The sequence below is a fragment of the Halothermothrix orenii H 168 genome, from assembly GCF_000020485.1.
GTDB lineage: Bacteria > Bacillota > Halanaerobiia > Halanaerobiales > Halothermotrichaceae > Halothermothrix > Halothermothrix orenii.
This window is the reverse complement of record NC_011899.1, coordinates 908,951-922,403: the sequence shown is the minus strand read 5'-3', so window position 1 is coordinate 922,403 and position 13,453 is coordinate 908,951. Positions and strand designations below refer to the sequence as shown.

Genomic DNA, 13,453 nt, shown 5'->3' with positions numbered 1-13,453 from the left:
TGAGGTGAAATATCCTTCCTACCTTTTCTTGACACGTACCAGTTTCTTCTAAGGTATTGAGATTATTAATATTTTCAAGTATAATATTCATATAGAGACTCAACTCCTTTACCGGGTGTTTGGGTCTCTATTTCTATATTTATACCTCCTTTTCCTGCTTCCTACTTAAATTTTACACTATCCCTTGTTTTTGTAAGTATCCCTATTTTTTTAGTATTATAAGGCTATTTTATTCTCATATATCCTTCTGACAATATCCTCAATATCAGGTTCTTTGATACTCAGATCGATTATATTATAATTTCTGCTTAAATAATTAACTGCTTCAGCAACGGTTATATCCTCTTTCAAAAAAGATAACCATTTGAACTGCCCATCTTCTTTTAGTATATTAAACCTGGAATCTTTTATTTCTATATTATTATCAGAAAACTGAACCATCATTGTATACTGTTTCCCATAGTTTTCCTTGAAATCAGCAAGCCTGCCGTCATATAAGATCTGCCCCTGGTCTATCAAGATAATCCGGTCACATATATTTTCAATATCATTCATATCATGGGTCGTAAGGATAACAGTGGTTCCCTTTTCCTTATTTATCGCTTTAATAAACTTTCTTATTTTACTCTTCACCACAACATCGAGGCCAATGGTAGGTTCATCCAGATAAAGAACATCAGGGTCATGGAGCAAGGCCACTGTCAAGTTCGCCCTCATCTTCTGGCCAAGGCTTAATGTCCGGACAGGTTTCCTTATAAAATCACCCATTTCCAATAAGTCTACATAGAATTCAACATTTTCCTTAAAACGTTTCTCATCAATCCTGTACATCTTCTTAAAAAGTTCAAAAGTTTCCTCAACAGGAATATCCCAGTATAATTGTGATCTCTGGCCAAAAACCACTCCCATATGCATTGAGTTTTCTTTTCTATTTTCATATGGCACCAGGCCGTTGACCTTTATCTCACCGGAAGAAATATAATATATAAAAACATTGCCAACCAAAAACCGAATAAACTAATAACAGAAAACAAATCAATTCTGGTTAATTTATGTATAAAATGTGATACGAAAGATATCGTATAAAGTACTGTGTAAATTAACTTAAAATATTTTTTAAACATTATACCTTTAACTCATCCCAATTCACTCCCAATTCCCCATGTCTGTCCATCATCTGCTCCATATCAACTACATAAATATTAGAGTAAATGGAATTAAAATAACTATTATGATATTCAAATAAAACCCAAAAACTTATTTGCAGATAAAAGGAATTTTTTAAACATACATACCTTCCAATAAATTAGCAAATTTTCTTACATATTTATTATTTTTTAGTTAATTATACCAGAATACAACATGCCTTTCAAGCAATTAATGGCATTTATTGCTAAGTATCTGCATTAAATGTCTTGTTATGTAAACACTCTTAAACAGACATTGCCTTCATCAAGTTAACCATCTCTATCAGGGACAGGGCAGCATCAAAACCCTTATTGCCATGTTTGGTACCAGCCCGGGCGATGGCCTGTTCTATGTTATCAGTAGTCAGGACAGCAAATATTACAGGCACCCCCGTATCAAGGGCAACCTTGGCTATGCCTTTAGATACCTCTGCAGAGACATATTCAAAATGGGGTGTTTCACCCCTTATTACTACACCCAGGCAGATTATGCCATCATATCTGCCTGACCTGGCTGCTTTTGAAGCAATAAGGGGTATTTCAAAGGAACCGGGAACCCTTATAATGCTTATATCTTCCTCTTTAACACCATGCCTTCTCAAACCATCAAGAGCACCCTCCAATAGTTTTTCAGTTATAAAATCATTAAAGCGGCTGACTATTATCCCTGCCCTTATACCATTACCAATCAATTGGCCTTCAATAACATTTCTCATAAATAATTAACTCCTTTCTATAAAAAATCAGGATATTAACAAATTTAAGAAAGTAAGATAATTATATAAGAACATTAAGGTAATAAGGTTAATGAACAGATTATATTCAACAAATGTCCCATCCTCTTTTGTTTTACCTCCAGGTAGAACCTGTTTTTCTCATTTGCTTTTATTATTATAGGAATCCGTTCTATTACAGAAAGGCCATACTCCTCAAGCCCTCTTATTTTTTCTGGATTATTTGTTATCAGCCTTATTGAATTCAAACCTAAATCCTTCAGAATCTGGGCAGCCATGCCATAATCCCTCATATCAGCCGGATAACCCAGCACCTCATTGGCCTCAACTGTATCCAGCCCCTGTTCCTGCAGGGCATAGGCTTTAATCTTGTTACTGAGCCCTATCCCCCTGCCCTCCTGGCGCATATATAAAAGGACACCTGCTCCAGCCCTTTCAATCATCTTTAAAGAACGGGCCAACTGTTCCCCACAATCACAGCGGAGAGAGGAAAGGACATCCCCTGTCAGGCATTCAGAATGCACCCTTACGAGAATCTTTTCTCTCCCCCGTATATCACCTTTAATGAGTGCAAGGTGTTCCCTCTCATCTATAACATCTAAATAGGCAATAATCTTGAATGAACCGAAAACTGTCGGTAGCATGGCTTCAGCAACCCTCTTGACCAGTTTTTCTTTTTTCATCCTGTATTTAATCAAATCCCTTATACTGATGATTTTTAAACAATGGTGATGGGCAAATCTCTCTAAATCTGCCAGTCTGGCCATGGTTCCATCATCATTAATTATCTCACAGATGACTCCTGCCCCATGGCAGCCGGCCAGTCTGGCCAGGTCAATGGCAGCTTCGGTATGGCCTGGCCTTTTTAATACCCCTCCCTTTTTCCCGGCAAGGGGAAAAACATGGCCCGGCCTCCTGAAATCCTCAGCTGTGCTGGCGGGATCTATCAATTTTTTAATCGTAAGGGCCCTCTCATGGGCAGAAATACCGGTGGTAGTTTCTCTATGATCCACCGAAACAGTAAAGGCTGTTTCATTCAAATCATTATTAAAGGTGACCATGGGAGGGATTGAAAGCCTTTTCAACCTCTCTTCCTCCATGGGAACACAGACCAGGCCCCTGGCCTCTTTTATCATAAAGTTGACAGCCTGTAGGCTTACTTTTTCCGCAACCATTACCAGGTCCCCTTCATTCTCCCTGTCTTCATCATCAACTACTATGACCATTTTCCCCTCTTTAAGCTCTTCCAGGGCTCCCTCAATCTTATCCACCCTTAAAACCCCCTTCAGATAAAACCATTTTCAATCAAAAATTCCCTGTTTATAGTTGTATGATGGGGTACAAACTCTTTATTCCCGAAATAATTTTTCAGGATTTTGTAGACATATTTGCCAAGCAAATCAGTTTCTATATTCAAACTATCCCCTGTCTTTACACAATGTAAATTAGTAGAATTCCAGGTTTCCCTGGTCAGGGAGATGAGGAAAGAATCAGAATAAAGTTCCATTATGGTCAGGCTGACTCCGTTTACTGCTATGGACCCTTTCTCCACCAGATATCTGGTCAGGTCCTTTTTGATCCCAATTTCCACTAAATAAGCATTTCTATTTTTCCTGATACTTTTAACTACTCCAATCCCATCAACATGGCCGGTCACTATATGGCCTCCGAGAAAATCCTTTGCCCTCACTGCCTGCTCCAGATTCAGTAATGCACCGGGCTTTAAATCACCCAGATTACTGGCCTTTAATGTTTCCGGCATAAGTTCAGCATTAAAGCTATTTCCGTTAAAATCTATTACAGTCAGGCAGACCCCATTAACGGCTATGCTATCTCCCTTCTTAATGTCCTGCAAAACCCTCCGGGCAGTAATGGAAAAAAGATAAGTACCTCCTGTCCGGACTACTTCTCTGAGTACCCCGATTTCCTGGACGATTCCGGTGAACAAACACATTACCTCCCTATAAATAGGCTGAGATTAAAATATTATCATCAAAAAAATTATATTGGACATCCCTTAATTTCCATGCTTTTTCAATATCAGCTACACCCTCGCCACTAAATACCCTTATGCCATCATCGCCACCTAGTATTATAGGTGCGATAAAAAAATAAACTTTATCAACCAGGCCTTCCTTTAAAAAGGAGTAATTAACCCTTCCCCCGCCTTCCACCAGAATACTGCTGATACCCTGCTTATGGAGTATCCTCAGTAATGCTTTTAAGGGTATTTTCCCTTCTTCATTCAATTGTACAGACAGGATTTCAAGATTCTCTTTCCTGAGAAGCCCCTGATACTTTTTGTTGTCATAATCCTCTCCACAAACTAGGATCGTCCTTTTCCTAGATTTTTGATTGATAACCCTGGCATCAGGCGGAATACTCAGCTCAGGATCCAGTATAATCCTTATGCTATCCTCTCCCCTGCCATCGGGAAGCCGGGTAGTGAGGGCAGAATCATCCTTTAATATTGTCCCTATCCCCACCAGGACGGCATCTACCTTATGTCTTAAGGTATGGGCAAAGAGGCGGGCCTTTTCATTACTGATCCATCTGGAGTCGCCCGTTACTGTTGCAATAAAACCGTCCAGGGTAAGGGCTGATTTTAAATATACAAAAGGCCGGTCTGAACTAATATATCTTATATAAACTTCATTCAGTCTTTCTGCCTCTTTTCTCAGAAGCCCCACTTCAACCTCTATGCCATTTTCCTGCAATTCCTTTACCCCTTTGCCTGCAACGAGGGGATTGGGATCAAACATTGCTGCCAGAACCCTTTTTACCCCTGAATCTATAATCTTTTTTGTACAGGGGGGTGTTTTACCATAGTGGCAGCAGGGTTCCAGGTTCACATATAAGGTGGCCCCCCTGGCCCTTTCTCCTGCTTCCTCCAGGGCCAGTATTTCCGCATGAGGGCCGCCATAATACTGATGGAAGCCCTGGCCGACTATCTCCCCCTCCCTGACTATAATTGCTCCTACCAGCGGATTGGGGGCTGTATACCCCTCTCCCTTTCTCGCCAGTTCGAGGACTTTCTGCATATAAGAATGGTGGGTATCTGCATGTATTCTCACCACATCCCCTCCTGAGCATAAATAGATATTACTTTAAAATTCCCAATCAATAAAAAGGCCTTCCAATTTCATGGAAGGCTATGTTTATATTATTTCTCCAGTTATATCTATACCCCTTTCCTTCTTCTTTTCTATAACATATCTATTAAACTGTGGTCCTTATTATTCCAGCTATAGAAAGGGGTTTTCTTTATTTTAAATTTAGGTGATTTCTATTATTAATAAACTCAATCAAGAAACTAAAGAGAGGCAGGGAAAACATCCAGTTCACTGACCTTTTTGGGATACTCCCTGAGTGGCTCATCTCTATCATGTAAAGAATACCAGACCTGGGCAAAAAACGGGCTTCTTTTTGCGATTTCGTGGTAGTTCCAGCTTTTTCGTTCACATACAGGACACCAGTGCCCTCCCTCCAGAATCAATCTGGGACTGGCCGTAAACTTATGGCCAAAAGCACATTTCCACTCCAGCTTCGTTTGCCAATCACCTTTTTCCATACTATTTGATAATAATCGGCCTCCCCTAAATTCAGCTGCACCTTCAAGATCTTCAATGGACAACTCTGATTCCTTTTTGCTTTCATCATAGCCATGGTCAATCCAGATAGCTTTATCCCAATCTGTAAAATGTTTAAATTTATATAAAAGAGGAATTTCATCCCACTTTTCTATGGATATAAAGAAAGGCTCAATAAATTCCTTCTTATCATTCACTATCCAGTTCAATGTACCTCTTTCATCAAGTAGCAGTTTTTTAAACTGTTTTTTAATAATTTTCCCGATTAGTTTTTCACCACCAGGTACTCTGGTGAGGGTTCTGGCTATGGGAAGAAACAATCTCAACTTTTTTAAATAAAGTTTATAAAAATATTGTTTATTCTGGCTTCTAAAATTTAAATAATCGTTTAATTTATCACTATCCAGATAATATTGTCCATGAAAATTTCTAATTGCAAACCATTTTGAACTAATTACATTCTCCAGATTATTTATTCCTAAAGACTCAAACAAACCTTTAAACATTTCGTAACTGCTCATTCGACAGCCAGGACCACCACCAATATTATAGATATGTCTCCAGAAATCATCTGGTAGATCATTACAGCAATTTCTCATCAGTACTCCAGAATCTTTTTCTGTAATATATTCTAAAACATTATCTAAACAATTGTGAAAGATAATGGGAGCTTTAATTTCCGTCATTTTTTCACTTATTATACCTGTCTGTCTCAATGAAACCCAGTATTTTAATCCTGACTCTATTACAGCCCTTTCTGCTGCCACCTTTGAAACAGCATAGTAATCATGTATACTGGGTTTTATTGGATCACCAACCCTTCCCCAGTGGATAGGTGGCATCCTATCTCCTGTTTTTGCAACAGTTCCAATATATACTAGTCTGATTTCTTCCCAATCTGGTTGTGCTTTTATAGCTTTAATTATATTAATTGTAGATCCATAATTGATATTCATGGCTGCTTCTGGACAGTAATCTGCAGCTGGTGATACAAGTGCAGCACAATGCAGGACTATATCTGCTCCTACCATACACTTTAATACATCATTATAGTTGGTTAGATCACCATAATAGACCTGCAAGTTTTTTTCCTTTATATATGGTTTTATAATCTTCCTATCTTTCTTTGTATCCCTTACCAGTACAATTATTTCAAAAGAATCTGCTTTAAGTAACGCCTTTAATGTGGCTTGCCCCATTGTACCTGTTGACCCTGTCAAAAAGACTTTCGTCATCATTTCACCTTCTTTTTATAAAAATCCCTGTCTATCTCGTTACTTCCCATTACTTCTGCTACTTTTAATATTTATAGATAAAAGAATCTTATTACTGTGAAACCTGGACCTCTGAAATACTATTAATCCAGTTCATTAAATTATTATACTGCCTAATGGTCTCTGAATACCCCTGTTTATAAAGGGCTTTAATCTTCTCTCTATTCCTCTCTAACCTGCTAATCTCTATCTTTTTAACTGGCCTGATTACAAATACCTTTTTCTTCTCTTCTAATTCAGCAATATAGTCAAGGTTCTTATTATAATGCAAATAACGGTTTTCCAATCTTTTAATTAGCCCAGGATATTTCCTGTAAAAATATCCTTCTTTAGTAAATCATATATTTCTAATTCTTCTGTTAGTCCTTCCCTTATATGCCTTTCCTCTTCTTCTTTTAAATCATCTACAAAGTTAGTTAAGTCTTCATAATAGTTTTCGTTAGTTGTGTTACCGGAATTATATCTATCAATTATAGCCTTATATCTTTCTGAAAAATTAATTCTAGTCTTATTATCCTGGAGAAGTTTCTCCAATTTATAAATTTTTCTTCATCATCTCCATCACCGCTTATTACTACTGCCATTTCTATACTTTTCATGTAGTTTTTCTTATTTATTTTATTCTTTTCTATACCAGATCTAGCATTTGACCTTTCTATATATAGTATTTTAAGCTTTTCTTCCCAATAATACTGGACCTTATCATACATTTTTATAGCAGTAAATCTATCTACAGATACTACCATAGCCTTTCCTGGAAAACCTCTTGACTCTTCGATCAATTATTTTGCTATTTTTATTTAGGAGAATTCAGAATATAAGGCCTTTTAGATGTATAAAAGCTTCAGCCCTCTTCTTTATCTAATGTTATAGTATCCAAGTAAAGAAGATGATGTTATTATTTTTAATATTCAACAACAAACTTTAAAATCCTTTGATAAATTGATGGAATTAGTAAATTGTCAATCTTAACCAGACGCTAAAGAACAAATAAAATAAGGTCTCCCAATTTTACTTTGGTAAGACCTTATAATGTAAATAATAATTCCATTTTTATATTTTATTAATTTAATATACCCTAATTATAAACTAGGAGTCTTCACATTAAGTACAACAAAGTTCTCTCCCTGATCTGCCACCAGGGACATCTTTGTATTTGGTTGAACTGTTATAATATCTGTTGCTTCAACTACTGCTTCCTCATCCCCAATCTTCAATGTCCCTTTTCCTTCAACAATATAGAAAAAAACATCAACAGGTACTGAATGTTCAGGAACTACATTCCCCGGTTCCAGCACAAGATTCATCACCTGAGCATTATCATGTTTAAGTATTTGTTTTGCCACTACACCTCTTTTGTTTTTACTTCCTTCAATCTCCTTCATTTTAATAATATCCATTTTTAAAACCCCTTTCATAAATTAATTAGTATAAGTATTATTTCTTTAATTAAAGACTTTTATTAAGTGTTAGAAAAGTGTTGATATAGGGATCTATAATTCCCGGTGAAAATTTCTAACAAACTTTTTTTATACTTTAGCAAAGGATATTGCCTCTACAGAACAGACTTCCTGACATTTAAAACAGAGTAAACAGTCTTTATTACTTATCTTTCTCTTTTTATTTGCCAATATGCTTATACTATTATTTAAGCAGACCTTCTCACATTTGCCACAGGAAATACATTTCTCTTCTATTATTTTTAAACCATATTTAGCTGGCCGGGTAAATACAGAAAACAAAGTACCATATGGACAAATATATTTATGCCAAAGTTCTTCTTCAAATAGTAATGATATAAGTACTCCAAGTAAAGTTAGATATAAGAGTAAATTAAACTTAATCTTCAAGACCTTAGTTCCAATCATTACTACTATAAACAGCATTAGTAAACCCCATTTTATCCAACTTTTTTTCATAAAAGATGGTGGCTTTAATCTCTTTATCTGTAACTTCTTATAAAGCCAACTAATCGGCCTCATCATAGTACCAATAGGGCAAGCCCAGGCACAATAAAATCTACCAGTAAATACTGAAATTATTATTCCTGCTCCAAAGAAAATAATCCACCTCTGTAGACTATTGTTTCTAAAGAGAAAGAAGAATAATATAAGAAATAAAACCTCAGTAACAATTCTCAACTTATCTTTATTGATTTTCATTGTACTAGCCATAATTATCCCCACCTTAATTAATATATTATCCCTTTTTCTTAACTGTTGCTATGATATATATCACAAATAATCAAGAAAGAAAGAGATTTTTTTGAAAAAACTCTCTTTCTTTCCTTTTTTTCATGCTATTTTGGTACGAAAACAAAATGTTAAAACAAATCTTTTTGTTCATCCAATTATCTTTTAAAATGCATAAACGAGTTTTGCTTGAAAACTGTTTTCCATTAGATTGCTACCCATTAAAATATTGCCAGGAATATTATCAGGTATACCACCTGTCATTAGCTCACCATCTATATATCTATAATTTATATTAAGGGTCACTGTATCAGATAAAGAAAGTTCAAGTTCTGGCTGTAACATAATACCTTCTGTATCCAGATTATAAACTAGACCTGTTCTCATTGTATGAATCTGTGCCAGTGATTTTTCTACTGCTCCCTGTAGTAGGGTATTTTTCTGGAGCATTTGATCCTTACGGTAGATAGCCTGGCCTAATAGATATAGACCATTCTCAAATTTATAATCAGCTCCAAGAACAGTACTATAATAATCTTCACCTTCATCTGGCATATAATAAGCAGCTTCACCCCAGAAACCTATACCTTCATAACTGGAAGCAAAATCAGCACCAAGGATATTATATTCTCTATAATAAATATTAGCAGGGTCTGGTAAAGGTCCAAATGGGGTCTCTTTTATACCAATTGTAGGATAATCCTCAAACCCATGCATAAAACTCAGGGAATAATCAAAACCATTAATTCCTTTAGCACTCAATCGTACTGCATATTCGCTGTTTTCCATTTTATCAGGAACAGGATCTGCCTTTATGTGAGTATCATCCATTTCAATACCATCTATTGTTGCTATATGATAAGGAATAATAACTCCTTCCAGAGTATAATTATTATCCAGATAGTACTTTCCCTGAACCATTGGTATAGGTTCTTTATCAGCGAAAAATCCCATTTCTATTACAGGATTTATATTATCAGTAGGATTGAACTCAGTTGCTGTACCCCAACTTAAGAGCTGCCTACCTACAGCCAGATCAAAATTTTCACCATAATACTTATAATATACTTCACCTAGTTTGCAATTAAAACCATCATTCTTAAGATCACCTTCAGCATTAATTTCAAATAAAAATTCATCTGACCAACTTGCCTTCTTAAAGATCAGATCAAGTTCTGCTGTCAGTCCTGGATGCCTTTCATCATAATACTCAAAATAACTGGAAATTAGCCTAAACTCTCCTTCTAGCAGATCAGAAGCCAGAACACCTCCAGAAATTGTTATTACCAGTACCAATGAAAGAATACCAATTATCTTTAAGTTTCTCATCTTTTATAGCCCCCTCTCAAGATATCTAGTGGTAAAAATATGGTTATCTATCTCTTCATTAAAGCTTACTTTTTTTACTTTCAGTACAGTTCGACTTCCTTCAATAACATTCTCCATCTCCATTCTGGTAGCTGTCCAGCGCCCTTCAATTTTTTCATGTCCAGAGGTTGTAAGTACTTTTTCCAGTTCTCCCGACTGGTTATAATATTTGATTTCCAGAGGCAGCCACTTACTGCCATCAACAATGAGTTCCAGCATGCTATAGGCAACTCCAGCTCCTTCTCTGGGAATCAGCTCAAGCTGATATACTCTTCCATTATTCCCTTCTTCTTCTGCTGTCACTTTTGCAATATAATCATTCTTAAAACCAGTACTACCCAGTGCTTCCATATCTTCATAAGTTAGATCACTACCCATAAAATTTCCCTGTTTAGCTGAACCGGCTATTCTTCTAACCTTTCCCAGAGCCGGCATATAAAGCCACATATCGTCATCTACAATTAGAAATGAAGTACCAGCAATATTAGCTGGAGCAGTAAACTTCAACAACATCTTTTCACTTCCATCTTCACCTATTTTATTCCAGACTCTGACCTCCCTATTTCTTTCACTACCAGAACCAGTATAGAGAATCATTTCCTGTTCCATAATCTTATTATCTGCCTTCATAGTCTCATCCAGATTTCCAAGAATTTCTTCCCCGGTCAAAGCCAGCACCTCCACTGCCCCCATACCAAGAAAAAGCACCAGAAAACTTAAAACTAATAATCCTCCAGTTAATTTTTTGAACATAATAAAGATCATCCTTTCTTTAATTTTTTAGTTTTATTTTAGTTTTAAATCTATCAGCAAAAATAATCATTGCTGGTATCCAGAGCATGGCTCCGGAAGATGCTACCAACATAATCAAACTTACCAACATTCCAAAATAACGGAAAGGTGGAAAAGAGGAAATCGTCAAAATTACAAAACCACTTATAACAGCTCCAGCATTAACTATAATTGAAATACCGGTAGTTCTTACAGAGGTTTTTAAAGCCTCCTCTACTGAAAAACCTTTCTTCTTTTCTTCTAAATACCTGGAATAGATGTGAATAGAATAATCTATTCCTACACCAACTCCAATACTACTAATTAAAACTGTTACTATATCCAGAGCTATTCCACTCCAACCCATAGTACCAAAATTAATTAGGGTTACTATAGCAATCAGAAAAACCGAAAGAAGACTTCCCTGCCATGATTTAAGGAGAAATAAAACAATAACAAATACAGCAACAAGAGAGAAAACAAGACCTTTAATCTGACCACTAATAATCATCTCTGCCAGAGCATCAATTAAAACAATGATACCTGTAGTGGTAGTCTCCAATCCCAGGGGAGCAAAATATTTTCCAGAATACTCCTCAATATAATTCATTAAATCTTCAATTCCCTGAGAAGAAGTATCTCTAACTAAAGCCTGAATCCGGCCCTTATCGTATTCTGCAGTAGTAAAACGGGAGAGATAACTACTATCATTCATCTCTAACAACAATAAATATTGGGCTATCAGGTTTGAATTATCAGGTATACTATAATAGTTTTCATCCCCTTCATGCATAGCCCGGTTTGTTCTCATAATAATATTGACCAGAGAAGTGGGCTGCCCTACAAGACCGGTTTCTTTCAGGGCATCCTGGAATTTCTTCATAGCTTGTAGAACTTCTGGATTCTGCAGATCACCTTCAATAATTATCTCTACACTTTCAGAACCGGTAAATTTATCTTTCACCATCTCATATGCAATACGAGGTTGGGAATCCCGGGCAAAGAAATTAAAAAAATTACTATCTGTTTTAAGGCCAGTTAATCCCCAGATTGAAAGAAGAATAATTACTAAAGTAACAGTTAAAATTTTTACTGGATGTTCAATTCCTGTATCTGCTAAGAAATTAGCTATTTTAGCAAGCACTCCATTATTATTTTTCTTTTCTGAAACTTTTTTTCTGGAAATATCTTTAACTTCAGAAACCTTTTCCTTAAGTAAAGTTAAAACTGCTGGAATCATTGTCAGAGAAACCAGAAGAGCTGAAGCAACCCCAAAGGAAGTAAAGATACCAAAATCTTTCATCAGTGTAATATCACTGAAGATATTTGAAGCAAAACCAGCTACAGTTGTACCACCAGCCATCAATACTGCCGTACCTACTGAGACTACTGCACCTTTCACTGCAGATAAAGATTTTTTTCCTAATCCCAATTCCTCCCGGTGGCGATTTAATATATATATACCATAAGCATTACCCAGACTGATTAAAATAACAGGCATTACTGCATTTAAAGGGGAAAGCTGTTTATCAAGTAATCCCATTAAGCCTAAAGTCCAGATCACACTGATCACAACAGTTGAAAAAGGCAGGATAACCCCTTTAAAATCCCTAAAAACTAAAAATAGAATTAAGGCAATAATAAATAAAACAAGTGGTAAGAGTTTATAAAGATCTGCTTTCATAGATTCTGCCAGTACATTGTTAAGAACAGGGGTACCGGTTATATATATTTTCTCTGGCCCTTTATATTCCTCTACTACCTGAGATACTTTTTCAGCAACTGCTACTGAATCTGCATCTACTTCTACTTCAATTATATTCAAGGCAGCTTTCCCATCTTCAGAGACAATAAATCCAGAATACATATCATCTGAAAGCACCTTCTCTTTTAATACTTTCATTTCATCTTCATTTTCCGGAATCTCTGGAATTAGATCAGAGATTTCCAGTCCAAAATCATTACCTTTGATATCTGCAACAGAAGTTAGACTTTGCACAGAAGCTACACCATCAATTTCTTCCAGTCTCCTTGTCATCTCTTTTATTTTCTTAAGGGTTTCTTCTGTAAAAATATCATCAGAACTAAGTGCAACCATAATATACTCAGCTCCACCAAATGTTTCTTCTACCCTGTCATATGTCTGTACACGGGGATCACTAGCAGGGAAAAAATCCTTAATATTTGTTGTCATGGTCACATTCAGAGCATTAAAGCCGAAAAATACTGTTAGTAAAACTAAAATAACTATAATTGGTATTGGATACCTGGTCGTAAAATCAACAAGTTTTCGCAAAATAATCCCTCCTATCTTTTTATGAATGAATGATCATTCAG

14 protein-coding genes are annotated in these 13,453 nt (G+C 36.1%); all 14 read right to left on the bottom strand.

The annotated features are described in order from the left end of the window. Positions 1–216: 216 nt before the first annotated feature. A complete protein-coding gene (locus HORE_RS04495; RefSeq protein WP_012635800.1) occupies positions 217–1,005 on the bottom strand; it encodes an ABC transporter ATP-binding protein in 789 nt (262 codons plus the stop codon). Between the two features lie 427 nt (positions 1,006–1,432). Beyond that, positions 1,433–1,903, bottom strand: a complete 471-nt coding sequence (ribH, locus tag HORE_RS04490) for a 6,7-dimethyl-8-ribityllumazine synthase (protein WP_012635799.1) — start codon at positions 1,901–1,903, stop codon at positions 1,433–1,435. A gap of 74 nt (positions 1,904–1,977) precedes the next feature. After that, positions 1,978–3,192 (bottom strand): bifunctional 3,4-dihydroxy-2-butanone-4-phosphate synthase/GTP cyclohydrolase II, encoded by a 1,215-nt coding sequence (locus tag HORE_RS04485; protein WP_012635798.1) that lies wholly within the window; start codon positions 3,190–3,192, stop codon positions 1,978–1,980. A 14-nt stretch (positions 3,193–3,206) separates the two neighbouring features. Then, positions 3,207–3,875 carry a riboflavin synthase gene (ribE, locus tag HORE_RS04480; protein WP_012635797.1) on the bottom strand — a complete coding sequence of 223 codons (669 nt, stop codon included), beginning with the start codon at positions 3,873–3,875 and terminating at the stop codon, positions 3,207–3,209. Positions 3,876–3,882: 7 nt separating this feature from the next. Beyond that, positions 3,883–4,995: a bifunctional diaminohydroxyphosphoribosylaminopyrimidine deaminase/5-amino-6-(5-phosphoribosylamino)uracil reductase RibD gene (gene ribD, locus HORE_RS04475; RefSeq protein ID WP_226984190.1), complete on the bottom strand. Its 1,113-nt coding sequence runs from the start codon at positions 4,993–4,995 to the stop codon at positions 3,883–3,885. Positions 4,996–5,234: 239 nt separating this feature from the next. Then, positions 5,235–6,749, bottom strand: coding sequence for an NAD-dependent epimerase/dehydratase family protein (locus tag HORE_RS04470; RefSeq protein WP_226984189.1), 1,515 nt, complete (start codon positions 6,747–6,749; stop codon positions 5,235–5,237). An 88-nt stretch (positions 6,750–6,837) separates the two neighbouring features. Continuing rightward, positions 6,838–7,080: a DUF6363 domain-containing protein gene (locus tag HORE_RS04465; protein ID WP_345788620.1), complete on the bottom strand. Its 243-nt coding sequence runs from the start codon at positions 7,078–7,080 to the stop codon at positions 6,838–6,840. After that, positions 7,080–7,319: a type I restriction enzyme endonuclease domain-containing protein gene (locus tag HORE_RS13285; protein WP_041605862.1), complete on the bottom strand. Its 240-nt coding sequence runs from the start codon at positions 7,317–7,319 to the stop codon at positions 7,080–7,082. Before HORE_RS13285 ends, HORE_RS04465 begins: the two co-directional genes overlap by 1 nt. Next, a complete protein-coding gene (locus tag HORE_RS12890) occupies positions 7,256–7,567 on the bottom strand; it encodes a hypothetical protein (RefSeq protein ID WP_167935759.1) in 312 nt (103 codons plus the stop codon). Before HORE_RS12890 ends, HORE_RS13285 begins: the two co-directional genes overlap by 64 nt. Before the next feature lie 300 nt (positions 7,568–7,867). Beyond that, positions 7,868–8,185 carry a cupin domain-containing protein gene (locus HORE_RS04455; protein WP_012635793.1) on the bottom strand — a complete coding sequence of 106 codons (318 nt, stop codon included), beginning with the start codon at positions 8,183–8,185 and terminating at the stop codon, positions 7,868–7,870. Positions 8,186–8,314: 129 nt separating this feature from the next. Further along, positions 8,315–8,959, bottom strand: a complete 645-nt coding sequence (locus tag HORE_RS04450) for a 4Fe-4S binding protein (protein WP_226984188.1) — start codon at positions 8,957–8,959, stop codon at positions 8,315–8,317. A gap of 183 nt (positions 8,960–9,142) precedes the next feature. After that, positions 9,143–10,306: a DUF1302 domain-containing protein gene (locus tag HORE_RS04445; RefSeq protein ID WP_012635791.1), complete on the bottom strand. Its 1,164-nt coding sequence runs from the start codon at positions 10,304–10,306 to the stop codon at positions 9,143–9,145. A 3-nt stretch (positions 10,307–10,309) separates the two neighbouring features. Beyond that, a complete protein-coding gene (locus HORE_RS04440; RefSeq protein WP_012635790.1) occupies positions 10,310–11,098 on the bottom strand; it encodes an outer membrane lipoprotein-sorting protein in 789 nt (262 codons plus the stop codon). Between the two features lie 19 nt (positions 11,099–11,117). Beyond that, positions 11,118–13,412, bottom strand: coding sequence for an efflux RND transporter permease subunit (locus HORE_RS04435; RefSeq protein ID WP_012635789.1), 2,295 nt, complete (start codon positions 13,410–13,412; stop codon positions 11,118–11,120). Positions 13,413–13,453: the final 41 nt, after the last annotated feature.

Bases quoted from the DNA above. Each gene is read 5' to 3' on its own strand.
- HORE_RS04445 (WP_012635791.1), bottom strand. From the start codon at position 10,306: ATGAGAAACTTAAAGATAATTGGTATTCTTTCATTGGTACTGGTAATA.
- ribH (WP_012635799.1), bottom strand. From the start codon at position 1,903: ATGAGAAATGTTATTGAAGGCCAATTGATTGGTAATGGTATAAGGGCA.
- HORE_RS04470 (WP_226984189.1), bottom strand. From the start codon at position 6,749: ATGATGACGAAAGTCTTTTTGACAGGGTCAACAGGTACAATGGGGCAA.
- ribE (WP_012635797.1), bottom strand. From the start codon at position 3,875: ATGTGTTTGTTCACCGGAATCGTCCAGGAAATCGGGGTACTCAGAGAA.
- HORE_RS04440 (WP_012635790.1), bottom strand. From the start codon at position 11,098: ATGTTCAAAAAATTAACTGGAGGATTATTAGTTTTAAGTTTTCTGGTG.
- HORE_RS04450 (WP_226984188.1), bottom strand. From the start codon at position 8,959: ATGGCTAGTACAATGAAAATCAATAAAGATAAGTTGAGAATTGTTACT.
- HORE_RS04455 (WP_012635793.1), bottom strand. From the start codon at position 8,185: ATGGATATTATTAAAATGAAGGAGATTGAAGGAAGTAAAAACAAAAGA.